Consider the following 26,623-nt stretch of genomic DNA (forward strand, 5'->3'; position numbering starts at 1 on the left):
ATCCTGTTAATAATAAAATTTACACTATTTAACGTGGGCTGTATATGTTGATTTTTTAGGTTGCAAATAGTGGGGTAAGCGTTTACCCTTTTTAGTTTTATCATAAACCACATTTGAGATATTTATGGATACAATTTTTGACCCAACTGAGCATCCACATCGTCGCTACAATCCATTGATTGATGAGTGGGTGTTAGTTTCACCGCATCGTGCCAAACGACCTTGGCAGGGACAAGTTGAAACTCTTGATGAAGACGTTAGAGAAAGTCATGATGAAAACTGTTTTTTATGTGCTGGTAATACTCGCATAAACGGTGAAGTTAATGACAACTATAAAAAAACTTACGTGTTTACTAATGACTTTTCAGCTCTGAAAATTGATACTCCAGAATTTAAAACAGATGATCCGCTATTTAAAATGGCCACAGAGCAAGGCGAAAGTCGTGTTATTTGCTTCTCTCCAGATCACAGCAAAACCTTACCGCAACTTAGTATTAGCGCCATTACCGACATTGTTAAAACATGGCAAAGCCAGTGCTTAGAGTTAGGCGAAAAGTATAACTGGGTGCAGGTATTTGAAAACAAAGGGGCGATGATGGGGTGCTCAAATCCGCATCCGCATGGCCAAATTTGGTCGCAGCAGCAATTACCTACTTTGGTAAATAAAAAACAACATGCGCTGAGCGACTATGCTAAAAAATATAACAGTAACTTATTACTTGATTACGCTCAGCGTGAAGCGCAGTCGGGCGAGCGTGTTGTTGTTAAAAATGAAGATTGGCTGGTGGTTGTACCGTACTGGGCAGGCTGGCCATTTGAAACCTTATTATTACCGCGTTTTGCGTTAACACGTATGGTCGACTTAACCCGAGAACAAGCGGTAACTCTAGCCGATGCATTAAAACAAATTACCACTAAATACGACAATCTATTTAATTGCTCGTTCCCATATTCTATGGGCTGGCACGGCGCGCCTTATGATGGGCAAGAGCACAGTGAATGGCAGCTCCATGCCAGCTTTTTCCCACCATTGTTACGCTCAGCTACTGTGCGTAAATTTATGGTGGGCTACGAAATGATGGCAGAATCACAACGTGATTTAACTCCAGAGCAAGCAGCACAAAGATTACGTGATGTACCAAACGTACATTATAAGGAGGCTAAGTAATGCCAAGAACTACAATGCTTATTAGCCAATTTGAACAACATTTTAATTGCCCGCCAGAGCAGCTATTTCATGCACCTGGGCGCGTTAATCTTATTGGTGAACACACAGATTATAATGATGGTTTTGTGCTACCCGCTGCGATTAATTTTGGCACCGACATTGCTGCAAAAGTGCGAGCTGATCGCAACATTAACGTCTTAGCAATTGATTGTAACAACGAAACCAATAGTTTTAGCCTAGATAAAATAGAATTTAGCCAACAAATGTGGGTTAACTATATTCGCGGCACACTACAAGCATTAATGCAAAGCTACCCAAATATTAGCGGTGCCGACTTAGTAGTGTCGGGCAATGTGCCACAAGGTACGGGTTTGAGCTCATCAGCTAGTTTTGAAATTGCTCTTTTAAAAACGTTTGCAACATTAAACAATATTCCGCTCGATGGTGTTAAAGCGGCACTCATGGGACAAAGAGCTGAAAATAACTTTGTCGGCTGTAATTGCGGCATTATGGATCAATTAATTTCGTCGATGGGTAAGCAAGGGCATGCCATGTTGCTCGATTGCAGAAGTTTAACCTTTGAATATGCTGTTATTCCAAAGGGAATGTTGTTAGTTATTGTTAACTCTAATGTTAAAAGAGGGCTGGTCGACAGCGAATACAATACCCGACGCGAGCAATGCGAAGCTGCAGCAAAGCACTTTAATAAACCGGCATTGCGCGATGTTACTCTTGAGGAACTAGAAGCAGAGCAAGCTAATTTACCGCCATTAATATATAAGCGCGCTAAACATATAGTCACTGAAAATACCCGTACCGAACTAGCTCTCAAAGCGCTAAACGTCAATGATATGGTAACTATGAGCCAACTTATGGCACAATCGCACCTATCAATGAAAAATGATTTTGATATTACTACCTCTCAAATAGACTTTTTAGTAGATATTACTGCTCAAGTTTTAGGCGATAAAGGCGGAGTGCGTATGACCGGTGGTGGTTTTGGTGGTTGTATCGTTGCTTTAACACCGGATCATTTAGTTGAGCAAGTACGTAACGCTATTGATACACATTATTATGCAAAAACAGGGCTTCAAGCAGACGTTTACGTATGCCTGGCTTCGCAAGGTGCTTTTAGTAATTAATAAAACACAATAAAAATCAATAAGACAACAAGGTTAAAGCTATGAAATTACAACCGCTCGACATTGCCATATTTGTTACTTATGTGGTGGGGTTATTAGTACTCGCGCTGTGGATCTCGCGAGAGGAGAAAGGTGCTAGTAAAAATACCGAAGACTACTTTCTTGCTAGTAAAGCACTGCCTTGGTGGGCAATTGGTGCATCATTAATTGCCTCAAATATATCGGCAGAACAAATTATTGGTATGTCTGGTTCGGGCTATGCGATTGGTTTAGCTATTGCATCTTATGAGTGGATGGCGGCAATTACCTTAATTATTGTAGGTAAATATATGCTGCCGATATTTCTTAAAAATGAAATATTTACTATGCCGCAATATTTAGAGCAACGCTTTGATAGCAAAGTTAAAACAGTGTTAGCGCTGTTTTGGCTAGCGGTATATGTATTTGTAAATTTAACCGCTGTTTTATGGCTTGGTGGTTTAGCAATAGAAACTGTTGCCGGTGTTGACTGGATGTACGGAATGATCTTTTTAGCCTTATTTTCAGTCGCTTATTCACTTTATGGTGGTTTGAAAGCCGTTGCTTATACCGATATTTTACAAGTAGTACTGCTGGTATTTGGTGGCTTATTTTTAAGTTACTTAGCACTTGATGCAGTAGCAGATGGCGACGGAATAATAGCAGGCTTTGGCGTTTTAACTGATCAGCTTCCAAACCACTTTGATATGATTTTAAGCCCAGATAGCCCGCATTATATGAGTTTACCTGGTTTATCTGTATTAATTGGTGGCCTGTGGATAATGAACATTAGCTACTGGGGATTTAATCAATATATTATTCAACGCGCACTTGCCGCTAAAAACCTTAAAGAAGCACAAAAAGGTATTGCCTTTGCTGCCTATTTAAAATTACTAATGCCAGTAATTGTAGTGTTGCCAGGTATTGCTGCGGTTGTTTTATACCCGCAACTTACCACGCCAGATCAAGCGTATCCATCTATGATGGCGTTAATGCCAACAGGTATTAAAGGTCTTATTTTTGCTGCATTAGTGGCGGCAATTGTTTCATCACTTGCCTCTATGACTAACAGTATTTCAACTATTTTCACTATGGATATTTACAGCAAGTTAAAACCAGGTAAATCACAAAAACATTATGTATTTATAGGCCGCTCAGCTGCATTAATATCTTTAGCTATAGCCTTGGTTGTGGCAGAGCCATTATTAGGTAAGTTCGATCAAGCGTTTCAATATATTCAAGAGTTCACCGGTTTCTTTACTCCAGGTATTGTAGTGATTTTTGTAATGGGTATGTTTTGGTCAAAAGCCAGTTCAGCGGGTGCGTTAGCTGCTGCAATTGGCTCGGCTGTATTCTCAATCCTGTTAAAAGTTTACTGGGTGGCGTTGCCATTTATGGACAGAGTTGGCTTAGTATTTTTACTGTGTTTGGCATTGTGTGTAATTGTATCATTAGCTAAGCCAGATAAAGGCCAAGACAGTAGCGTTAGCCTAGACGATGTTAACTTTAAAACCTCAAGCAACTTCAACATAGCGGCATTGGGTGTAGTTATCATCTTAATCGCTTTGTATACTACTTGGTGGTAATGCAGAATGCTTACTAAGTGAGTATGACAGCCATAGCTATCTGCTCACGTGTTTAACGCAAAATATAGTGAATCAAAGCAGCTTAGGTTGCTTTGATTTTTTTGTGTTCTAATAGACATAACAAGAAAACAGTAAATGAATCAATTACACAGTTATATATTAAGCAATGAGCAAGGCATGCGGGTCGAAATATTAAATTATGGCGCGCGGGTTAAATCTATTTTATTTCCGGTAAACGATACACCCACAGAAATGACAGTCGGGTATGCCGATACCAATCGTTATTTAACCGATACTTATTATTTAGGTGCTACTTGTGGTCGCGTTGCTAATCGTATTAGTGGTGCGAGTTTTGAGCTTGAAGGTGAGCAATATTTACTGAGTAAAAATGATGGTGAAAATTGCTTACATGGCGGGGCGGATAACTTTTCTCTGCGTTTTTGGCAAGTGCAATCGAGTACTGCCAACGAAGTGATTTTGAGCTTAAGCTCAGAAGATGGCGACCAAGGCTTTCCTGGCAAGGTTGAAATGCAAATACGTTATCATTTATCACATGATAATAAGTTGACTATGAGTTTTAGCGCAACCACAAATAAAGCAACCCCTATTAACGCTACTAATCATTGCTACTTTAATTTAGGTGAGCAAAATTGCTTGCCACTCACGTTACAAATAAATGCGGCCAGCTATTTAGAGCGTGACAATAACAGCTTACCAACGGGTAGAGTGTTAAGTGTCAAAAATAGTGACTTTTGTTTTGACCAACCGGTTATTATTGGCCAGCGTCTGCAGTCAGCTCAGCACCCACAACTAACAGGGCCAACAGGGTTTGATCATTGTTTTGTTATAAATCAGCCACAAGCAAACAAAGCTGCAGCGGTATTAAGCTCATTACGCAATAAAGTTAAAATGTCGTTGTACACCGACCAAGCATCTATACAGCTTTATACTGGTGCATTTTTAGCCGCACCATTAAGCCCTGATCAGGGAGTGTGTTTAGAAGCTCAAAATTATAGCGATGCAGTAAACTTTCCAGATTTTGAAAACTCAATACTAAAGCCGGGCGAAGTTTATAATAAATATATTAGCTATCACTTTGAAAATATTTAAATAAAGCTGTGCTAATACATAGCACAGCTTTATTGGCTATTTAGTATAAGGGCTATGAGCTATTTTTTAACGGGAATATCTTCGAGTATCTTTAAAATAGCCTGATTACTGTTTAATTTGGCTAAATCGATTAGGTAACTTTTTTCAAGATCTTGCATAGGTTGCTTTGTTAATAGCGCTTTTACTGACTCTTCTTCTGCATTTACTATGGCGGTTTTTAACGCTGCAAAGTTTGCGATACTGTGTTCATTTTGCTCAGTCATATTAAATCCTCTTATTGGCGCGAGTTGTGACTTTTAAAGTTATGGCCTTAACTACTTGGCCATATAATTAAATTTACGCGCTTTAATAAACCAGCCAGCGGTGTACTTACTCAATAACAAATAAGTCCATAAAGCTATTTACAAGCATGGCCTCAAGCGCTGTTTGATTTTTACAAAGCGTGAAAATAGTGTGGCATTGTTTATTCTCAAAGCGGGATGCTAAATTAGCTTTAAATTTTTGCTCCAATAGTGGTATCCCTTCCTCACGACGGCGACGATGACCCACAGGGTATTCTATAACTATGTCCTCGGTGCTACTGCCATCTTTAAAGAATACCTGAATAGCATTGGCGATAGAGCGTTTATCATCCTCTAAATATTCTTTGGTAAAGCGTGCATCTTCTACAATGTGCATTTTGTTGCGCAGCTCATCAATAATCGGGTGTGCGTTATGAAATTCGTCTTCGTAATGATCAGCGGTTAAATTGCCAAATATTAACGGCACTGCAATCATGTATTGTAAACAATGATCGCGATCGGCTGCGTTAGCAAGGGAACCCGTTTTTGAAATAATACGAATGGCCGACTCGTGAGTACGCACAACAATTTTATCAATATCAGCTAACCGATCTTTTACCTGAGGATGTAAAATAACCGACGCTTCAGCGGCTGTTTGGGCATGAAACTCAGCAGGAAACGATATTTTAAATAAAATATTTTCCATAACATAACTGCCGTAGTCTTGGGTGAATAAAAACTGCCGTTCGGCCTCAGGTTTAAGTGCTTGGTCTTTGTTGGTTTTAGAAAAAGAGACATCATAAAACCCCCATTGCGGGGCTGTTAACACGCTTGGAATGCCCATTTCACCACGCATAGATATATCAGCTAAATGAACAGCTCGGGAAGTTGCATCGCCAGCAGCCCATGATTTACGAGAGCCTGCATTGGGTGCATGCCTATAGGTACGCAGCGCTGAGCCATCTACCCAAGCTTGTGATATAGCGGCCATAATTTGTTGTTTATTGCCGCCCATCATTTTAGTGGTAACCGCAGTAGATGCAACCCGTACTAATAATACGTGGCATAAACCCACCCGATTAAACGAATTTTTTAGCGCTATTACGCCTTGAATTTCATGCGCCATGATCATGGCTTCTAGCACTTCGCGCATTGTTAAAGGTTGTTCACCCTTGCTCAGTCTCACTTGAGATAGATGATCAGCAACGGCTAAAATAGCACCTAAGTTATCTGACGGATGACCCCATTCGGCGGCCAACCAAGTATCGTTATAATCGAGCCAGCGAATAATACAGCCAATATCCCATGCCGCTTTTACAGGGTCGAGTACCAAAGATGTGCCCGGTACGCGTGCACCATTAGGCACAATAGTACCTGCTACTATAGGGCCGAGGAGTTTGCTGCATTCAGGAAATCGCAGCGCTAATAGCCCACACCCTAAAGTGTCTATTAAACAGTTACGGGCAGTATTGAGTGCTTCCTTGCTGCTTACTTTATAATTTAATACATAATCAGCTATATCTTGTATTACATGGTCGTAATCAGGGCGATTATTAATATCTACATTATTACTCATTTTTTATCCTTATTCGTTTAATGTTAACGATTAGAATGTGCACTGAGTATTTAATACATATTTATTAAACACTTTTATTTTTAACTAGTTTACGTTTCAACCATAGCACGAGCCGTTACCAGCTAATAGGGAAGCAGGTAAACATAATGTCGTATATTTAAAATACACTTATGACTAGGTGAAATTATTATGTACACAGAAATATTGGGCAGCTTTTGTATTCAATATTGTGCAATCTGTATTTAATTACTTAAATTCAAGATAATAGTGGAGACGCAAAAATTAAAAAGGGCAGCGTAGAGATCCGAGTGGATTTTGCGCTGCCCTTATTTATGCAAACTTAACGTTTAAAGTCATGTTTGTATTTAGTTGGTGATTAATCACCATTGCTTATAAACCCAAGTTTACAATTATAACTTAGGTGGCGTACCTTCAGCGTTAGACACTACCGCATCAATTTGTACTAGCGCGTTCATAGGGATAGCTGATACGCCTACCACAGTTCTTGCTGGCAAATCACCTTTAAAGAAGCTGGCGTACACTTTATCAATAGCGGCAATATCGCTAATGTTTTTAACTTGAATGTTAACTTTTACAAGGTCGTCCATAACATGATCAATACTCTCTACAATGGCTTTAATATTGTTTAAGCACTGTGTTGCTTGTGTTGTTACGTCATCAGCTACAAGATTAGCCGTTTTTGCATCAATGGGTAATTGTGCTGAAATATGGTTGTAGTGCGAAAATGCCACTGTTTGTGTAGATAGGGCATTAATTGGTGCATTTTGTGTGTTACTTGCTCTAATAATAATGCCGTGTCTGTCCTCAACTGCTTGTGGTGGTGTGCCATCTCCATGGGATATAACTGCATCAATTTGTACTAAAGCATCCATAGGTAGTGCTGCAACAACCATGGTTGATCTTGCTGGTACGTAAGCTACAGCTCTGGCAATAGCTGAGTCTGGAAAAAAGGTTGTATAAACTTCGTTTATTGCGTCAATATCTACTGGGTTTTTAACAAATATATTTACCTTAACTATGTCGTCAAAGGGTACGTCAATACTCTCTAAAATAGCTTTAATATTACTTAAACACTGTTTAGTCTGATTTTTTATACCACCGGTTACTATTTCTCCCGATTTAGGATCGACAGGTAACTGAGCAGAAATATTATTGTAATGAGAAAAAGCAACTGTATGCGTAGACACTGGGCATATAGGTGCATTATTGCTATTTTTTGCTACTTTAATTAAATCGCAAGGCGCTTGTGGTGTAGTACCTTCGCCATTAGAGATAAGCGCATCCATTTGTACTAATGCACCCTCTAGCGGTAAAGCTGCCACGGCAACTGTTGTGCGTGTTGGTAAGTAGTCTTGGAAGAAACTAGCGTATACGTCGTTTACAGCATCAATATCTGTGATGTTTTTTAAAAACACATTAATTTTAATCACATCGTCCATAACATGATCAATACTTTCAATAACCGCTTTAATATTTGTTAAACACTGTTTTGCCTGTGTTTTTATATCATCAGCTACAATGTTACCGCTTTTAGGAGCAATCGGTAATTGTGCTGAAATATTATTGTAATGCGAAAAAGCAACTGTTTGTGTAGCTACAGTGCTGCTTGGTGCATTATTGGTGTTTCTTGAAAGCTTTATGATTGTGCCGCTCATCTTGATATTTCTCCTAGCTGAGATAGTTATAATGAGGTTAAAATTAACCACATTAAAAGTGGGTTTATTCTCGCAGACTATCTAGCTGCTGCTCGATAGTCATTGATTTGAAGGTAAGGGTAACCATAGCATCAACTATGTTAGCGACAGTAAAGCTACCCTAATGGGGATAATAAATTCAGTTGCTATTAGCCAACTGCCAATACGCCACCAATTACAGCAACAACACCGCCAAGTGCACGGGTAGCGCGGTTATCAGCTTTTAGCATAAGTGTGCCTAAACCACGACCAATAAAGGTGATAGCTAAAGTAGCAACAACAAAGCCTGCCATGTAGCTCAATATACTTGCGCCTTCAGCCATTTCTGCACCGTGGGCATAACCATGTGTAAGCATAAATAAAGCGACTAAGCTTGCGCCTAATACGGTTGGTAATTTAGCCATAGTGGCAATTAAAATACCGGCTAGTAATACGGTCATTGCAATACCGGTTTCAACGCCTGCAAAGCTTAAGCCACTCCAAGCAAGGGCCGCACCTAAAACCATGCCGCCAACTACAAATAATGGCGCGCCGCGTTTCATTGCTGTGCTTTGGCGAATACTCCAAAAGCCAATTGCTGCCATTGCTAATAAGTGGTCAATACCCATCAGTGGATGTAACAAGCCACTAAGAAAACCGTTATGGGTTTCAACGCCATGACCAGGGTGGGCTAAAGCTGCAGTAGCTGTTAGCATTAGGCCTAATCCCATCAGTAATTTGGTCATTATTTTCATACTATTCTCCGTTTATATTTTTTACTATTGAATTGTGTTTTGATTAAAAATTGTGTTGCTTAATTAATACTATTTGGCTTGCCAGGTCGGCGTTCAGGTAACATGCCTTGCTTTAAAATAAAGCTGATGATTTCTTCTAAGCCAACACCATCGTAAAGGTTAGCAAAAACGAAAGGGCGTTCACCGCGCATTTTTTTCGAGTCACGTTCCATTACCTCTAACGAAGCATGTACATATTCTGCGATATCAATTTTATTAATTATTAATAAGTCAGACTTAGTGATACCTGGGCCACCTTTACGTGGAATTTTGTCGCCAGCAGACACGTCAATCACATAAAGTGTTAAATCAGAAAGCTCTGGGCTGAAAGTAGCTGATAAGTTATCGCCGCCAGATTCAACCAGTACTATTTCTAAATTGGGGTGGCGTGCTTGTAAGTCGTCAATCGCAGCTAAGTTCATAGAAGCATCTTCACGAATTGCCGTATGTGGGCAACCACCTGTTTCTACTCCTAAAATACGGTCCGCTGGGAGTGCGTCGTGTTTAAGTAAAAAGTCAGCATCTTCGCGGGTATAAATATCGTTTGTAACCACGGCGATATCATAGTGATCTTTCAATGCTTTACATAATTGACGTAATAAAGCTGTTTTGCCAGAGCCAACTGGGCCGCCAACGCCGATTCGTAAACAATGTGTCATTGCTGTTTTCCTTATGTATATAGAAGCGTATTAGCTTCGAAATAATCTTGAATATTGTGTTTCGTGCTGTGCACTACCAAGCGCTAAGCCAGGCATAATTGGCCCAAGTTGGTCGTCGGCTAATGCTAATGCAGTGTCGATTGCGATAACCATTTTAGGCCGTAATTGCTCAATTAAACGCTGCGCTGCAGTATGGCCAAGCGGCATTGCTTTACAGGCAACCGCCAGTTGGTTTTCTAACCAGCCCCAAACAAACCCGAGTAAGCTTTGGCGTACTGGAATTTGTCGCTGCTGCGCTAACCAGGCAAAAACGGTGACATAACCTGGGTCTTGCGGTAATGCTGCATGTCCTTGCTCGATTTGTGGCTGTAACTGTAAACTGTTGAGCAAACGCATCAGGGCTAAGCCTAAGCGAGTATCTTCATCGCTTAATTCGGCAGTTTCACGATTTGCATGTAGCCATTCGTTCCAGTAGCTTAAACCTTCGCTGTCGCTTTTAGCCCAGCAGTTTTGTAGCCGAGCAAGTACCGGTAATTCGCAGCGCGTTAAACCGTCGTCAAGCACACCTTCTAACCATTCGCCAAGTTGTTGCTCATTAGTAACCCAGCCAAGTTCAAACGCGCTTTCTAACCCCTGAGACCAAGCAAAAGCACCAATTGGCAGCGCAGGGCTGATCAATTGCATCAAGCCCAATAATGCCAGATCACTGCTTTGTGTTGGCTCAGTATTAGTGTGCATGAGTATGACCATCGGCATGTGAATGTTCATGGGAGTGAGCATGCGATTGCTCACGACCTGCGTGTGCATATGCACCAGATTCTGGATCAAACGGTGCTTGATGGTGCGTTAATTGCGCGCCTAAAAGTACCGCTAACTCTTCTAATACATGATCTGGCGGAAAACGTATCCAATGGCGACCATCAGCATCAACGCCAATTGCAAGTGACACATGGCGGTTACCTAAGTGGTAACATAAACGTGCCAAAGGCAAGCCGTTTTCTATGTATGCTGTGGTAACCGGCTCATCGGCAGCGCTAATACTAAATACTTCGCCGCTGCTGGCACGCAGTAAATCGCCATTACGAAGCACTGGGCCACGGTCAAGAAATAAACCAACATCATGACCATTGTCGGTCACTGCTTTTAGGCGACCACGAATACGTAACTCGTATGGCAAAGTGAGGGTATCGAACACAGCATCTTGTGTGTTGCTATCTATTCTTTTTGTTAATTCAAACATTAAATTGTCCTAAAAATGGATTAAAACAAATGGTAGCGCTGGGCTAACGGTAATTCAGTTGCAGGTTCGCAGGTAAGTAATACACCGTCAGCGTGAACCTCATACGTTTGCGGATCTACCGTTAATACTGGGCAAGCATCGTTGAGCTTCATATCGCATTTACGCACTTGTCGCACATTTTTACAGGCCACAAGCTGGCTTTTCAAACCGAGCTTTTCTTCAAGCCCAGTATTCATAGCAGCTTGGCTTACAAAGGTCATACGTGTTGCACTTACTGCTTTACCTAATGCACCAAACATACGGCGGTAATGTACTGGTTGTGGTGTAGAAATAGCTGCGTTTGGATCGCCCATTGCCGCACCTGCAATCATGCCGCCTTTTAATATAATTGATGGTTTAACCCCAAAAAATGGCGGTTTCCACAGTACTAAATCTGCAAATTTACCCACTTCTATTGAGCCTACTTCATGGCTTATACCGTGAGTGATAGCTGGGTTAATAGTGTATTTGGCAATGTAACGTTTTGCGCGAAAGTTATCGGCGCCCAGTGCTTCATCTTCTGGTAATAAACCACGTTGCACGCGCATTTTATGAGCGGTTTGCCACGTACGACACACTACTTCGCCAATGCGACCCATAGCTTGCGAGTCAGAGGACATCATCGAAATAACGCCCATATCATGAAGAATATCTTCGGCCGCAATTGTTTCACGGCGAATACGTGAGTCGGCAAAGGCTACATCTTCAGGAATGTTGGGGTCGAGGTGATGACAGCCCATCAACATATCAAGGTGCTCATCCACGGTATTAATAGTGTATGGGCGAGTCGGGTTAGTTGACGACGGCAACACATTAGGCATAGCACAAGCAACAATAATATCAGGAGCATGGCCACCACCGGCACCTTCGGTATGATAGGTGTGGATACAACGATCTTTAAATGCCTCTAAAGTATCTTGCACAAAACCAGATTCATTGAGGCTATCAGCATGAATGGCAACTTGAATGTCGTAGCGATCGGCAACATCTAAAGCATTGCTAATAGAAGCGGGTGCTGCGCCCCAATCTTCATGAATTTTTAAACTCATAGCGCCGGCTTTAATTTGTTGCTCAAGTGCTTCGGGAGTACTTGCGCTGCCTTTACCTAGAAAACCAATATTAATCGGTAAATCGTCCACGGCTTGCATCATTTTGCCTAAATGCCATGGCCCCGGTGTATGTGTTGTAGCTACTGAGCCTGTTGCTGGGCCAGTGCCGCCGCCAATCATGGTGGTTAGGCCACTCATGAGCGCTTCGTCAACTTGTTGTGGGCAAATATAGTGCACGTGGGTATCAACGCCACCGGCGGTCAAAATTTGACCTTCACCGGCAATAATTTCGGTACCTGGGCCAATAATAATGTCTATATCGGGCTGTGTATCAGGGTTGCCAGATTTGCCAATAGCAGCAATGCGGCCATTTTTTAAACCCACGTCGGCTTTAATAATGCCCCACCAGTCGATAATCACTGCGTTAGTGATAACCGTGTCCATAACGGCGTCATCACAGCGTTGGCTTTGACCCATGCCATCACGAATAACTTTACCGCCACCAAATTTTACTTCTTCACCATAATGGGTATGGTCATGTTCTATTTCGACCCATAATTCGGTATCACCTAAACGAATTCTATCACCCGTGGTTGGGCCATACATGTCAGCATAGGCTTGACGAGATATTTTCATTACACGCTCTCCTGTTTAGGTTTATTGTCTAAAGGTCCCATTACTTCACCACGAAAACCGTAAAGACGACGTAAACCTGAATAGGGGATCAAAGATACTTCACGGGTTTGTCCTGGTTCAAAGCGAATTGCTAAACCAGCAGCAATAGCTAAGCGATAACCATAGGCTTGCTCGCGATCAAAACTCAGTGCTGGGTTACTTTCGGCAAAGTGGTAATGAGAGCCAACCTGTACAGGTCGATCCCCTTTATTAGCAACATTAATGGTGATGCTTTTACGGCCAACACACAGTTCAATATCGCCACTTTTTAGTTGATATTCACCTGGAATCATAACGAACTTCCTTAAACTATAGGGTTATGCACAGTGACCAGTTTGGTACCGTCAGGAAACGTTGCTTCTACTTGGACGTCTTGAATCATCTCAGCAATGCCTTCCATTACATCGTCGCGGGTCAACATTTCACGACCCAATGCCATCATTTCTGCCACTGTGCGTCCTTCGCGCGCACCTTCCATAATAGCGCAGGTGATTAGAGCAATTGCTTCTGGGTAATTTAGTTTTAGCCCTTTGGCTTTGCGTCGCTCTGCAAGTAAACCTGCAGTGAATAACATTAATTTATCTTTATCTCTGGGTGTTAATTCCATCGCTAACTCCATAGTCCTCGATGTTGTTATATTAATTACCTATGACTAATTGGCACAGGTAGTGTGTTCGCCTAAGCAAAAGCTAAGACGATATGTTTAAAATATCGGTACAGTTTTCTTCAGCCAAGAGGCTAATCATAAGCAATAACTAGGCTCTGCTTATAATTAACACCTTGGTAAATAATAGTGTTTAATTAATCACCTAAAGAGCATAGGCGATAGAATTATTGTTGTCATTTTTAGCCATGACAAACAGTTAAAAATTAGGTTAACCAAATCCGTGGTATGGTGGCTTGATGTCCGCTTAATAGCGGGCGAAGTATGTTGCGTACTTGTTCAAATAATTTCCATACTTGGTTACGTTCGTGCCCTAAATAGCGCACTAATAAAACGTCACGGCGGTAGGTAGCGGCCCAATTATTACTGGGCGGTAGTTGTTCACGCAGTGCAGCAATAGCTGCTGCTGGATCGTTTAAGCCAACTGTCCAAAATGTGCCATGTACGGTAGCACCACCTTGGCCCCATTTACCGTTAAATCTAGGGTGAGTGGGGTCTAAATTTTGACGCTCTAACCACAATGGCTTACCGTCTTGGGTTAACTTAAAGCGCTGCTCAATACAGCCAGTAGCAAAGGGCAAATCACTGGCAGGGCGACCAAGGCCTAGTATTTCCCAGCCTAGGCACTTAGCTGTTTTAGCCAGTTCAATGTTAAATACTTGCAGCCCACGAGAGCCATCAAAGGCGAGGGTTTCTTGCGGTAACCACTCTAAAATGGCGTTGTCATCCACTTTTAAATTAGTAGTTTGGCTCCATGCAACCCCGTTGCTGTCGGCTTTATAAAGCTTATTGGCAGCAGGTGTGGTAATTAAACTATGCGCACCTTTAGTGAGCGAAATATCGATATTGAGCGCATCGCCACTCACAACCCCACCGGGCGGATGCAGTAAATACACGTGACAGCAACCATCTTTGCCTTCAGGGTAAAAAGGTCTTTGCACACGTAATGGACCATAATGACGAGCAATATTCATGCGCGTAACACGTGTATCGCCGCTGTTTTGAGCACAGAAGCCGAGCGTTAAAGAAGCCGCCCAGTGGCGATTGGCATCAAAGCTATGCCCAGATTTAGCGTCTGCCCGATGTGTTACGGGCATGGAGGAAAGTGTCATCATTCCAACATATACCTTTTATATAGGCCCAGCAGTGCACCTTTCGCTAAATTTATGGCTTTTCTGACGCGCAGGGGTATAGCCTTAAGATAGCAAAATCTTTAAGAACGTCCACATGTGTGGATTCGGTCAAATTGACGGAGTTGGCTTGTTAGCCTTCGCCGGATGTCAGTATGCGGGCAATTAATTGCCTGAAATTGCAAAACTGATGAAGATAAACTTCGAATACATATCAGGGTGTGTATCTACTTCCCGCAAATAGAGTCTGTTAAAGCTCAAATCATAGGGCGTGTAGAGTTGTGAGGAAATAGCTATGTTCTAGCTAGATGTTAGCTGAGGAAAATAAATTGTCCAGAAAAAAATTTAAAAAATTGCATTTTTTCAATGGATTTAACTATTTGTTTTTATTTATTAATTAGATACGGGGTTTTTCTGTTGGTACAAAATATGTACCAAAGGTTAAGTTTGATTAAAATAACGGCTACTCAAACATTAGTATAATATTGTATTAGCTGTTTTTAAGCTTTGGATTAGTATAAATATTAAGCCATTGAGGGTAAAAAAAACAAGCTCAGTAATAGCAATTAATGCAAATATACTTTTGCGCTAGCGTACTATTTTAAGTGCTAAAATTATATTTTAGCTTAAAGTATAGACAACTTAATAAGTTAAATACCTTGTATGCTATGAATTTTCTTTGCGATAAAACTAGCTAAACTATTTGGTATTTTGTACTGCAGCACTATTTACAGGTATAAACATTTTCACAGGTATGCACGTTTTAACCTAAAAATAAGAACGGTTTAATTTAAAATAAGAATAAAAAACAACCATGTAAATTACCGGTTTCTTTTGTATTATTGCAATGACATGCTAACATTCTCAAAGAAAGAATGCTGCGGGCTAAAGTGGCGTTATTCATTAATTAAATAAGAACAACGGATGTTGGCTATCATTAAATTACAATATGAATCGTAGATAGTTGAATGTATATAAATTACAAATAACATACGTTTATTTTTATAAAGCAACTTAAGAGGATGTTTATTATGGCTAAAGTGCTTAAAGCTAAAGAGCATGATATTGGTGGATTAAATGTAAAACGCGTTTTACCTCATCAAGAAAAACGCATGGTAGGTCCATTTGTTTTCTTTGACCAAATGGGGCCAAATAATTTCCCTGCGGGCCAAGGTATAAATGTTAGACCGCATCCACATATTGGTTTATCAACACTAACTTACCTATTTGATGGTAGTATTTTACATCGTGATTCGCTGGGTAATAATTTAGAAATTCGCCCCGGTGATGTTAACTGGATGACCTCTGGCAAAGGTATTACCCATTCAGAGCGTGAAAGCTTTGAAGTACGAGCAAATCCACATTCAATTAGTGGTTTACAGTGTTGGGTTGCATTGCCAGAAGCTATGGCAGAAATTGAACCGTCATTTAATCATGTGAAAAAAAACCAATTACCGCACATTACCCACGAAGGAGTAATGATGCGATTAGTGGTGGGTGAAGCTTATGGTTTAAGTTCGCCGGTTAAAACCTATTCACCCATGTTTTATATTGATGTTGTTGCCAGCAAAGGAAGTGTTATAAAGCGCCCACACCCAGAACAAGAAACTGCAATATTTACCATTTGTGGCGAAGTAACTGTTAACGGTGAAACGTTTGGTACTAATGAGTTTATTTTATTAGAGCCAGGCGATAGCGAAATTACACTGGCAAGTGACGGTCGCTTTATTATGTTAGGCGGCGATAAATTTGAAAAAGTACCATTTTTGTATTGGAACTTTGTGTCATTTAGCAAAGAGCGCATTGAGCAGGCGAAAGACGATTGGGAAAATGGGCGCTTTCCAACTATTCCAGGTGATGATAAAGAGTTTATTCCACTTAAATAATGCCAAAGCTATTGAGCTTTAATAGCTAATTACCTGAGATCCGAATAAAAGCCACATCTATTTATACATCATAACTAGGTGTGGTTTTGCTCAAGTTTAACTTGTCTGAAGATAGCCTGCAGAATTAACAACAAAAATAAAATATAAAGCAATAAGAGGTAATCATGCTTAGAGTCACACTAGAGCAATGGCGAATGTTTCGCTCTGTGGTGCAATTTGGTGGCTTTAATCAAGCCTCACAAGGAATTCATAAAAGCCAGTCAAGTATTCATAATGCGGTGGGTAAAATAGAAAGCTCGCTCGATGTTAAGTTATTTGAAATTGAAGGGCGAAAAACTGTTTTGACTCAAGCAGGTGAGCTAATGCTTAAGCGCGCCAACTTTTTGCTTGATGAAGCCGCTAAGCTGGAAATAGTGGGACATACTCTTGGTCAAGGCACAGAAGGGAGCCTAAAAATTGCAGTTGATGAAATGTTTCCACAAGCAAGGCTGTATAAAGTGCTTGATACTGTTTCTGCCCAATACCCAATGCTGCAAATTGAGTTGGTGGAGTCGGTACTGAGTGGGGCAAGGGAACTGATTGAAAATGCAGATGTAGATATTGCTATTTCACCGGTTGCATTAACAGAAGGTTTTAGTGAGCAACTTTGCCAAATAGACTTTATTGCAGTTGCTAATCCAGATCACACATTACATTCTTTGGGGAGAGATTTAACCGCAGAGGATTTAAAAAGTCATCGTCAAATTGTAGTGCGCGACTCAGGTATGCATCGTAAAAGTGATGCAGGCTGGTTAGGTGCTAACCAGCGCTGGACGGTGAGTCATTTACGCACTTCTATTGATATGATCTGCAGTGGTTTAGGTTTTGCTTGGCTACCTTTAACTTCTATTAAAAATGAACTAGCACAGGGCAAACTCAAAACACTCCCTTTGCAACATAACAGCAAGCGCTCTATGCAGTTGCATTTAATCTTTAAAGATGGCGACAGCTTAGGTCCAGCAGCCAGCGCTTTTTTAGCTGAACTAAGATACCAATGTGAAGAATTACAATAAACATTCTTTTAAATAGAATGATTGATACTAAAACAGCTAATTTTAATCGTATAAACACAGTAGTAAACTGGCTTCATTGAAATAGATGAAGGAATTTATAATGAAATATATAAGAAAGTCACAAGAGCGCGGCTCGGTCGATCTTGGTTGGTTGCAAAGCAAACATAGTTTTTCTTTTGGCAGTTACTACGATCCAAAACATATGGGTGTTTCAGCACTGCGCGTAATAAACGACGACATGGTTATGCCAGGTAAAGGTTTTGGGACGCACGGGCACCGCGATATGGAAATTATTTCGTATGTTATGCAAGGCGCATTAAAGCATGAGGACAGTGAAGGCAATAAGCACACTGTACCGGCAGGCGACGTACAACGTATGAGTGCGGGCAGTGGCGTAATGCATTCAGAATATAATGCATCTAACACTGACCAAGTTAAGTTTTTACAAATTTGGATACAGCCCAATAAAATGGGAATTAAACCAAGTTATGAGCAAAAAAGTATTGCGCAAAATGGTCCACTAACGCCATTACTTACACCAGAAGGCGGCGAAAATGCATTGTCAATTAATCAAGATGCAAGCTTGTCACGCTTAGTTTTAAACGCGCAACAAACGTTTATGCTGGCCTCGGGTAAGCAAATTGGTTACCTGCACATTGTAAAAGGTAGCGTAATGGTTGATGGTAAAGAATTTGCTGCAGGTGATGCCTTTGCGGTTGACCCTGCGACAGAGTTAAACCTTGAAGCAACAGCTGAACTTGAAGCCTTATGGTTTGAATTACCGGCGGATTTCTAGTATGGATATTACAACACTTGTTTTAATAGCAGCTGTTGTTGTGTTAATAGGTGTTTCAAAATCAGCGTTTGCAGGGGCATTAGGCGTGTTTGCCGTGCCGCTGCTAATGCTAAAATTGCCAGCAGCGCAAGCCATTGCACTGATGCTGCCACTATTAATTATTGGCGACATGTTAAGCGTAAGAAGTTACTGGCGAAAATGGGACAATCAACTACTTCTGCCCCTAATTCCTGGGGCAATAGTAGGTGTGCTCATTGCTTATTTAATTATAGACGTTATTAATGCAAAGCACTTACGCTTGATAATCGCCTTAATATGTATTGTTTTTTCAATTAAAAATATTTTCTTTAAAAAAAGCTCGCTTAAAATTCTCAGTAATAAAATTGGCGCGGGGATAATGTCCATGTTCTCCGGTATTACCAGCAGTTTAGTGCATGCGGGTGGGCCACCCATTATTATTTATTTCACAGCGATAGGGCTTACTCCGGGTAAGTTTGTTGCTACCGCGGCGATATTTTTCGCAATGATGAATGTAATAAAACTTATTGCAGCTTTATCGTTCGGCTTGTTAACGGGTGAGACAATTTTAACTGCACTGGCCTTTTTCCCACTGGCATTTGTAGGTAATTGGTTAGGGGTAAAAATTAATGAAGTACTGGATAAAGTGTTATTTTTAAAGATAATGAATTATTTATTGTTAGTGCTCGGTTTTTGGTTACTTTTAGGTAAGTAACTGTAAATAGATTAGTTTTTTAATTACTTAAATATTTGAACAACCACAGGAGATACTCATGTCTGAATTGAAAATGTCAAATTTAAAAGATCTACAACAATTAGCACAGAAGCGTCGCTCTATCTATGCTCTAAGCGATCAGTTGCCAGTTTCTAACGAAGAAGTAGTTAAGCTTGTTGAGCACGCGGTTTTGCATACGCCATCAGCTTTTAACTCTCAGTCGGCACGTATCGTCGTTTTGTTTGGTGATGAGCATCACAAACTGTGGGACATTACTGAAGAAACGCTTAGAGTTATCGTTGGTGACGACGAAAAATTTCAAGGTACTAAAAATAAAATTGCAGGCTTTAGAGCCGGTGCAGGTACGGTATTGTTCTTCGAGGACAAAGCCGTAGTAAGAAACATGCAAGAAGCTGCACCTTTGTATGCTGACAAATTTCCAATTTGGGCGCAACAAAGCAGCGCTATGCATCAGTATGCGATTTGGACAGCATTGGCTAGCTTAGACATTGGTGCCAACCTGCAACATTATAATCCAGTTATCGATCAAAAAGTTGCAGATGAGTGGAACATAGCTGCAGACTGGGAATTGAATGCACAAATGGTATTTGGCGCTATCGATCAGCCAGCAGGCGACAAGGAGTTTAAACCGGTTGAAGAACGTATGAAAGTATTTGGTTAATACACTTACTTTAATATAATTTAACCAATGAAACCGTTTAGATATATTTCTAGCGGTTTCATTTTTTATAAGTAACCAATTAATCTAACATTGATTTAAACAACAGCCAAAGCGTTTAACTTTAACATTTGTAATGTTAAAGTATGACTTACTTTTTTAGTGAATAAATCAGAATACCCGCCATAGCACCTAATACCTAACACCTAACACCTAATACCTAATACCTAATACCTAATACCTAATACCTAATACCTAATACCTAATACCTAATACCTAATACCTAATACCTAGCAATAGCATTTAGTATAAAATGATAAGCACTACTTCGCTTTGTAACCTCTACTTAGCTTATATTTTTAAATTAGCAATTTATAGCTTCAATAATCAAACGCTTGGCAATATAGCTTTATCCTATAAAAACAATACCGTGGCTTTCATGGTTGCTTAGGTATAGTTAGTTTAAGTCATTGTTTTCATTTCTTATTAAATTAAATTTAGGTTTATTATATCTGTAAGAAAGCGCATCTACCCTGCATAGCTTTTCTGAGAGCTTTGTTAAATTTAATTAATATTAGTTCCTTAAATCATAAATTCCCCCTTTTTATTGTCTTGAAATAAGTTGAGCCATCAATTACGCCTGCAGCTTTTTAGTAACAAAGCAAAAAGCTTTAAATTAAATTTACAATGTTATTACCAATTTTCATTTTTGGGTGCACTAGGTTGGGTAGGTGTACAATAAATATAAGTCAATTAAAATCAACACCTTGAATTTTGTGATTGTTTTTTGTCATATTAATAACTTTATTTTTAGATGAAGAGTATGTTTTAAATCTTACTTTGTTGTTGCTTGGTAAATTATATTGGTTGACAATTAAAGTGGTTGGTAATACGGTGTTTACATTCTCAAGGGTAATTCTTTACTAATGTAACGCTTTATCAATGTAGAGAAGAGCAGTTCTAAATTAAAATTAGATTGTTTATTAAGCTAAATTATTCAGGTTGATTAAAATTGGATACTTAATTTGGTTATGGCAGCCAAAGCTTTTTGGTAAATAATTTTAATGAATTTAAATTTAAATAAAGTGTGCTTATCAGGTGTATAAATAATTCGACTATAAGTATACGTCACAATTATTGGGAGTTTTTTTATGTCAAAACCTACTATTGGTTTTATTGGCCTTGGCTTAATGGGCGGCAACATGGCCGAGAATTTACAAAACAAAGGCTACGATCTTATTGTTATGGATCTTAACAAAGAGGCGGTTGCAGCGTGTGTTTCTAGAGGCGCAAAAACAGCAAGCACAGCAAAAGAGCTTGCTGCAGGGTCAGACATTGTTATGTTTTGTCTTACAACATCTGCTGTTGTTGAAAAAATTGTTTACGCCGAAGATGGCATTTTAGCCGGTATTAAAGAAGGCGCAGTATTAGTTGATTTTGGTACATCTATTCCATCATCTACTAAAAAAATTGGTGCAGATTTAGCTGCTAAAGGCGCAGGTATGATTGACGCACCATTAGGTCGTACACCTGCACACGCTAAAGATGGTCTATTAAATATTATGGCTGCGGGCGATATTGATACATTTAATAAAGTTAAGCCAGTGCTAGAAGATCAAGGCGAAAACGTGTTTCACTTAGGTGAGCTAGGTGCAGGGCATACTACTAAGTTAATTAATAACTTTATGGGTATGACAACAGTATGTGCAATGTCACAAGCATTTGCAGTGGCTGATCGTGCTGGTGTAGACCGCCAACAACTTTTCGACATTATGTCTACAGGTCCATCAAACTCTCCATTTATGCAATTTTGTAAAAACTACGCCGTTGATAATGTAAGCGATCTTGGTTTTTCTATTGCTAATGCAAACAAAGATTTAGGTTACTTCCTGCAAATGGTTAAAGACTTAGGCACTGAGTCAAAAATTGCCGAAGGTTCTTCTGCTAACCTACAAGCTGCATTTGATGCGGGTATGGGACAGGGCAACGTACCAGAAATTTTTGATTACTTTAAGCAGTTAAATAAGTAATACAAAATGGCGTTTAAATTAGCGTTTAAACGCCGCAACACACAATATTATCGATTGATTAGATTGACTGCTTTATACAAAAACCGTTGTTCAACATTCATAAAGCCTAAATTTAAATCACAATAAAAAAGAGTTAACTATGCGTCTAATGAATATAATAAAGCTTAGTCTAGTTCTCACTGGTTGCTTATCGACACAATTAGCTGCCAAAGATTATTTTGTAGAGAATAAACAAGCCTTTAATAGCATCTCAGCCGATTTAGTAGCAGGCGATAAAGTAATATTAAAAAATGGTACTTGGAATGATTTCGAAATTTTGTTTTCAGGCCAAGGAAGTAAAGCCGCCCCAATTTTATTAACCGCGGAAACTAAAGGCCAAGTAATTTTATCTGGTCAATCTAACCTTCGCCTTGCAGGTAAATACTTAGAGGTTTCAGGCTTAGTATTTAAAGATGGCTACACACCAAGCTCAGCGGTAATAGAATTTCGTCGAAATAAAAGTGAATTAGCCTACCATTCACGCGTAACTCAAATAGTGATCGATAATTATAGTAATCCAGATAAGCGCGAGTCAGATTACTGGGTTGCTTTATATGGACAACATAACCGCTTTGATCATAGCCATTTAGTGGGTAAACGAAACAAAGGGGTTACCGTTGCAGTTCGTTTAAACTCAGTGCAAAGCCAAAAAAATTACCACCGTATAGATAACAACTATTTTGGTTATCGTCCTACTTTTGGCTCAAACGGTGGTGAAACCCTACGAGTTGGCACCAGCCATCATTCATTAACTGATTCGCACACATTAGTAGAGAACAACTACTTTGACCGCACCAATGGTGAAGTAGAAACGGTTTCTATTAAAGCCGGTAAAAACATTGTTCGTAATAACGTATTTTACGAGTCGCGTGGCACATTAACACTGCGCCATGGTAACGGTAATGTTGTAGAGGAAAACATTTTTATTGGTAATGGTGTTGACCACACAGGTGGCATTCGCGTTATTAATAAAGATCAAATTATTAGAAATAACTACCTACAAGGGTTAACCGGCTATCGTTTTGGTAGTGGTTTTACGGTTATGAACGGTGTGCCAAACTCATCTATTAATCGTTATCACCAAGTTGAAAACGCAACAATTGAAAACAATACATTTGTAAATGTTAGTCATATTCAACTTGCTGCAGGTAGCGATGCTGAGCGCAGTGCTGTACCAAAAAATAGTGTAATGAACAATAATTTAATTATTAATCAAGACGCTAAGCAACCATTTTCGACATTTGATGATGTTAGCGGGTTAGTATTAAGTAACAATATAGCAAATACTAAAGTGCTCTCTGAGCTTGAATATGGTGTAAAACAGCAAAGTATTACACTTGAAAAAGCAAGTAACGGCTTACTTTACCCTTCATCTAAAAGTGTAAATGTGGGTGCAAAGCGCGACCTAAAAGTACTTAAAAAAGAAGACACCGGTGTTAGTTGGTATGCAAAAGTACCAGCAATAGTTGAGTTTGACTCAGGTAAAACGCATGTTGTTAAAGCCAGTGCTAGTGCGTTATTAAATGCTATTGATAATGCACAGTCGGGTGATGTGCTTGAACTTGCACCAGGGCAATATGATGTGTCTAAGCTTGTTGAAATTAATAAAACTTTGACCATTAAAGCCAAGCAAAGTGGTAAATCTAAACTTACCTTTCAACGCTCTACCTTATTTGAAATACACGATGGCGGTAACTTAAAACTAGAAGGGCTACTTATTTCTGGTGAATATGCACCAGATGCTATTGATAATAGCATTGTGCGTACGCAAAAGTGGGGCATGCTTGATAACTATCGTTTTGTAATGACCAATTCAAAATTAATTGCTTTAGATATTAACCATTCATTCCACTTTTTTGTTACCGGAAAAGGCGCTATGGCTGATGAAATTATTCTAACAGGTAATAGCTTTACAAATGTGACAGGGGATATTTTACGCTTAAATACTGAAATTGAAGATTTAGGTGTTTATAACGCTGAATACGTAACGGTTAATAACAATACCTTTAATGATGTAGAAGGCAGCCTAATTAAGCTTTATCGAGGTGGTACAGACGAAAGTACATTTGGCCCTCATTTAGAAGTGATTAATAACACGCTTAATAATGTTGGTTTTGGGGCGCGTAATAAAGCACAAGCAAGCATTTATGTGCATGGTGTTCAGGTAACAAATATTAAAGAAAATGAATTTGTTAAATCGGCCCCAATTGTTGTTGAGCATACGGTAGGGGAGCCAAAAACTGAGATTTCAAACAATACATTTAATGCCACAAAAACACCTAAGGTTAAAGAGCTAATAGTTAATGGCCCTCACACAGCGGTGTTAAAAAATAATAACGTTTTAAATAATAAGGCAGATTAATATTATGTATTTATTAAAATGCCAAACACGTTTTAAAACAGTTGCTATAGCGGTATCTGCCTTGTTTTTATCATTGGGTGCGCATGCCGCGCACCCAAACTTGGTAATTACTACAGATGATGTTAAGCACATGCGCCAAGCAATTAGCAGTAATAGCAGTGGCAAGTTTGCCACTGCGTTTGAGCTGTTAAAAGCGCAAGTAGATGAGCAAATAGCACACCCTATTACAGTGCCTGTACCTAAAGATGGTGGTGGTGGTTATACACATGAACGCCATAAAAAAAATTACCAACTTATGTACAACGCTGGCATTATTTATCAGCTAAGCCAAGACGATAAATACGCCAATTATGTGCGCGATATGCTACTTGATTACGCCAAATTATATCCAACATTGGATGTACACCCACAGCGTAAGGTTGACTCTCAAAACCCTGGTAAGTTTTTTTGGCAAAGCCTTAACGAAGCAATGTGGCTTGTGTACACAATACAAGCATACGATCTCGTTTATGATTCGTTAAATGCCGCAAATATTAAAACAATAGAGAACGATTTATTACGCCCGGTTTCATTATTTACATCGGTAGGCCAACCATCAACATTTAATAAAGTACATAACCATGGTACGTGGGCAACTGCGGGTGTAGGTATGGCAGGCTATGTGCTGGGTGAGCCAGAGTGGGTAGAAAAATCGTTATACGATTTAGAAAAGTCGGGTAAAGGCGGCTTTATTAAGCAGTTAGAAATGCTGTTTTCGCCACAAGGTTACTACAACGAAGGTCCTTACTATCAACGCTTTGCACTACTGCCGTTTGTAACGTTTGCGAAGGCAATTGAAAACAACGAACCACAAAGAAAAATATTTGAATACCGCGATGGTATTTTATTAAAAGCGATTGATACCACTATTCAACTTAGCTACAACGGTTTGTTTTTCCCAATTAACGATGCAATAAAAAGCAAAGGTATAGATACCATTGAGCTAGTGCATGGTGTTACTACTGCTTATGGCTTAACAAACGACGCGGGTTATTTAGATATTGCTAAACAACAAGAGCAAATAATTCTCTCTGGCGATGGCTTAAAAGTAGCACAAGCACTCGATAGCGATATGGCAAAACCTTATTCGTTTAAATCGGTTGCTTTTGGTGATGGTAATGACGGTAAGCAAGGTGCTTTAGTGGTTATGCGTACCCAAGTAGGGGGCGATCAGGCTTTATTGTTTAAGCCAGCAGCACAAGGTTTAGGCCACGGTCATTTTGATAAGTTAACGTGGCAGTTTTATGACCACGGTAACGAAATTGTATCTGATTATGGCGCCGCTCGTTTTTTAAATGTAGAGGCCAAATACGGCGGGCGCTACTTACCTGAAAACGAAACCTATGCCAAGCATACGGTTACACACAATACTGTTGTGGTTGACGAAACGACACACTTTAATGCCAATGTAGATGTGGGTAATAACAACCATCCTACACTAAACTTTTTTGAAACCAATGAGTTTGGCACAGTATCAAGTGGTGAAATAAGCACCGCGTATAAAGGTGTTGAACTTGAGCGTACCTTGGCATTAATTAATTTACCAGAGCTTAAAAGCAGCATTGCACTGGATGTATTTAATGTTACTGCCGATAACGCGCATCAATTTGATTTACCACTGCATTACAAAGGTCAGCTTATTGATACAAGCTTTGAATTAAAAGCCAGTACAACTCAGCTTGCTGCACTTGGGTCTAAAAATGGTTATCAGCACTTATGGCTAAAAGGGCAGGCACAACCACAAAGTGGCTTAGCTAAAGTAACTTGGCTTAACGATAACGGTCGTTTTTATACGCAAACCAGTTTGGTGAAGGGTGACGAGTCGTTTTTGTTTACTCAAATTGGTGCAAACGATCCGCAATTTAATTTACGCAATGAAAACGGTTTTATTCGCCGTGTAAACGCGCAAAAGCAGCATACGTTTATATCGGTATTAGAACCCCATGGTGAATACAACCCAAGTAAAGAATATACATTAGAAGCGGTTAGTCGAGTGTCGGCACTTAAATATACCGAGCAAGATGACTTAGTACTTGTACAACTGAGTATTAAAGGTAAATCGTATTTAGTGGCTATAAATAAAGCTCAAAACGCAATAAAAAATACATTTAAATTTCAAAATAAAGTATTCACCTTAAATAGCCGACTGGGCGTTTATGCGATGAACAATAACCAGGAGTAA

At 39.7% G+C, this 26,623-nt stretch carries 23 protein-coding genes; 12 read left to right on the forward strand and 11 right to left on the reverse strand.

Annotated features, from left to right (window positions below):
* Positions 1–124 precede the first annotated feature (124 nt).
* The 4 genes from AAEZ18_RS09530 (at position 125) to AAEZ18_RS09545 (ending at position 5,024) form a co-directional block, all read left to right on the forward strand.
* Positions 125–1,168, forward strand: coding sequence for a UDP-glucose--hexose-1-phosphate uridylyltransferase (locus tag AAEZ18_RS09530; RefSeq protein WP_306287947.1), 1,044 nt, complete (start codon positions 125–127; stop codon positions 1,166–1,168).
* Complete coding sequence (galK, locus tag AAEZ18_RS09535) at positions 1,168–2,310, forward strand: galactokinase (RefSeq protein ID WP_306287948.1); 1,143 nt, start codon at positions 1,168–1,170, stop codon at positions 2,308–2,310. Before AAEZ18_RS09530 ends, galK begins: the two co-directional genes overlap by 1 nt.
* 41 nt (positions 2,311–2,351) lie before the next feature.
* Positions 2,352–3,914 carry a sodium/sugar symporter gene (locus AAEZ18_RS09540; protein WP_350552124.1) on the forward strand — a complete coding sequence of 521 codons (1,563 nt, stop codon included), beginning with the start codon at positions 2,352–2,354 and terminating at the stop codon, positions 3,912–3,914.
* A gap of 135 nt (positions 3,915–4,049) precedes the next feature.
* Positions 4,050–5,024, forward strand: coding sequence for an aldose epimerase family protein (locus AAEZ18_RS09545; protein ID WP_306287949.1), 975 nt, complete (start codon positions 4,050–4,052; stop codon positions 5,022–5,024).
* A 59-nt stretch (positions 5,025–5,083) separates the two neighbouring features.
* Here AAEZ18_RS09545 and AAEZ18_RS09550 read toward each other — a convergent pair whose 3' ends face one another.
* The 11 genes from AAEZ18_RS09550 to AAEZ18_RS09600 all read right to left on the reverse strand — a co-directional run bounded on the left by AAEZ18_RS09550 (position 5,084) and on the right by AAEZ18_RS09600 (position 14,810).
* The gene (locus AAEZ18_RS09550; protein WP_011328442.1) at positions 5,084–5,287 is read right to left on the reverse strand and encodes a hypothetical protein; all 204 of its coding nucleotides are present in this window, start codon (positions 5,285–5,287) and stop codon (positions 5,084–5,086) included.
* A 106-nt stretch (positions 5,288–5,393) separates the two neighbouring features.
* Positions 5,394–6,881: a bifunctional 2-methylcitrate dehydratase/aconitate hydratase gene (locus AAEZ18_RS09555; protein ID WP_306287950.1), complete on the reverse strand. Its 1,488-nt coding sequence runs from the start codon at positions 6,879–6,881 to the stop codon at positions 5,394–5,396.
* Positions 6,882–7,291: 410 nt separating this feature from the next.
* The gene (locus AAEZ18_RS09560; protein WP_350552128.1) at positions 7,292–8,557 is read right to left on the reverse strand and encodes a RidA family protein; all 1,266 of its coding nucleotides are present in this window, start codon (positions 8,555–8,557) and stop codon (positions 7,292–7,294) included.
* Positions 8,558–8,745: 188 nt separating this feature from the next.
* Positions 8,746–9,330 (reverse strand): HupE/UreJ family protein, encoded by a 585-nt coding sequence (locus tag AAEZ18_RS09565; RefSeq protein WP_089368418.1) that lies wholly within the window; start codon positions 9,328–9,330, stop codon positions 8,746–8,748.
* A gap of 59 nt (positions 9,331–9,389) precedes the next feature.
* On the reverse strand, positions 9,390–10,028 hold the full coding sequence (ureG, locus tag AAEZ18_RS09570; protein WP_089368417.1) for an urease accessory protein UreG: 639 nt from the start codon (positions 10,026–10,028) through the stop codon (positions 9,390–9,392).
* Between the two features lie 30 nt (positions 10,029–10,058).
* Positions 10,059–10,766: an urease accessory protein UreF gene (locus AAEZ18_RS09575; protein WP_197108153.1), complete on the reverse strand. Its 708-nt coding sequence runs from the start codon at positions 10,764–10,766 to the stop codon at positions 10,059–10,061.
* Positions 10,756–11,268, reverse strand: a complete 513-nt coding sequence (gene ureE / locus AAEZ18_RS09580; protein WP_197108154.1) for an urease accessory protein UreE — start codon at positions 11,266–11,268, stop codon at positions 10,756–10,758. The genes AAEZ18_RS09575 and ureE overlap by 11 nt, the downstream gene beginning before the upstream one ends.
* A gap of 20 nt (positions 11,269–11,288) precedes the next feature.
* Positions 11,289–12,992, reverse strand: coding sequence for an urease subunit alpha (gene ureC, locus AAEZ18_RS09585; RefSeq protein WP_011328435.1), 1,704 nt, complete (start codon positions 12,990–12,992; stop codon positions 11,289–11,291).
* Positions 12,992–13,324 carry an urease subunit beta gene (locus AAEZ18_RS09590; protein ID WP_011328434.1) on the reverse strand — a complete coding sequence of 111 codons (333 nt, stop codon included), beginning with the start codon at positions 13,322–13,324 and terminating at the stop codon, positions 12,992–12,994. The genes ureC and AAEZ18_RS09590 overlap by 1 nt, the downstream gene beginning before the upstream one ends.
* Positions 13,325–13,335: 11 nt before the next feature.
* Positions 13,336–13,638, reverse strand: coding sequence for an urease subunit gamma (gene ureA / locus AAEZ18_RS09595; RefSeq protein WP_011328433.1), 303 nt, complete (start codon positions 13,636–13,638; stop codon positions 13,336–13,338).
* A gap of 263 nt (positions 13,639–13,901) precedes the next feature.
* Positions 13,902–14,810, reverse strand: coding sequence for an urease accessory protein UreD (locus AAEZ18_RS09600; RefSeq protein ID WP_179807370.1), 909 nt, complete (start codon positions 14,808–14,810; stop codon positions 13,902–13,904).
* A gap of 1,046 nt (positions 14,811–15,856) precedes the next feature.
* On the opposite strand from AAEZ18_RS09600, the gene AAEZ18_RS09605 reads away from it, so the two are divergent.
* The 8 genes from AAEZ18_RS09605 to AAEZ18_RS09640 all read left to right on the forward strand — a co-directional run bounded on the left by AAEZ18_RS09605 (position 15,857) and on the right by AAEZ18_RS09640 (position 26,623).
* Positions 15,857–16,711: a pirin family protein gene (locus AAEZ18_RS09605; protein WP_011328431.1), complete on the forward strand. Its 855-nt coding sequence runs from the start codon at positions 15,857–15,859 to the stop codon at positions 16,709–16,711.
* Positions 16,712–16,875: 164 nt separating this feature from the next.
* The gene (locus AAEZ18_RS09610; RefSeq protein WP_011328430.1) at positions 16,876–17,763 is read left to right on the forward strand and encodes a LysR family transcriptional regulator; all 888 of its coding nucleotides are present in this window, start codon (positions 16,876–16,878) and stop codon (positions 17,761–17,763) included.
* Positions 17,764–17,863: 100 nt separating this feature from the next.
* Positions 17,864–18,559, forward strand: a complete 696-nt coding sequence (locus tag AAEZ18_RS09615; RefSeq protein ID WP_011328429.1) for a pirin family protein — start codon at positions 17,864–17,866, stop codon at positions 18,557–18,559.
* A gap of 1 nt (position 18,560) precedes the next feature.
* Entirely contained in the window at positions 18,561–19,292 is a 732-nt protein-coding gene (locus AAEZ18_RS09620) for a sulfite exporter TauE/SafE family protein (RefSeq protein WP_011328428.1), read from the forward strand.
* Positions 19,293–19,350: 58 nt separating this feature from the next.
* On the forward strand, positions 19,351–19,974 hold the full coding sequence (locus AAEZ18_RS09625; protein WP_217896478.1) for a nitroreductase family protein: 624 nt from the start codon (positions 19,351–19,353) through the stop codon (positions 19,972–19,974).
* Between the two features lie 1,148 nt (positions 19,975–21,122).
* Positions 21,123–22,001 carry an NAD(P)-dependent oxidoreductase gene (locus tag AAEZ18_RS09630; protein ID WP_350552237.1) on the forward strand — a complete coding sequence of 293 codons (879 nt, stop codon included), beginning with the start codon at positions 21,123–21,125 and terminating at the stop codon, positions 21,999–22,001.
* 139 nt (positions 22,002–22,140) lie between these two features.
* On the forward strand, positions 22,141–24,402 hold the full coding sequence (locus AAEZ18_RS09635; protein WP_350552234.1) for a chondroitinase-B domain-containing protein: 2,262 nt from the start codon (positions 22,141–22,143) through the stop codon (positions 24,400–24,402).
* A 4-nt stretch (positions 24,403–24,406) separates the two neighbouring features.
* Positions 24,407–26,623: a heparinase II/III domain-containing protein gene (locus tag AAEZ18_RS09640; RefSeq protein WP_192532096.1), complete on the forward strand. Its 2,217-nt coding sequence runs from the start codon at positions 24,407–24,409 to the stop codon at positions 26,621–26,623.

Source organism: Pseudoalteromonas sp. 19-MNA-CIBAN-0066 (assembly GCF_040308705.1).
Lineage (GTDB): Bacteria > Pseudomonadota > Gammaproteobacteria > Enterobacterales > Alteromonadaceae > Pseudoalteromonas > Pseudoalteromonas nigrifaciens.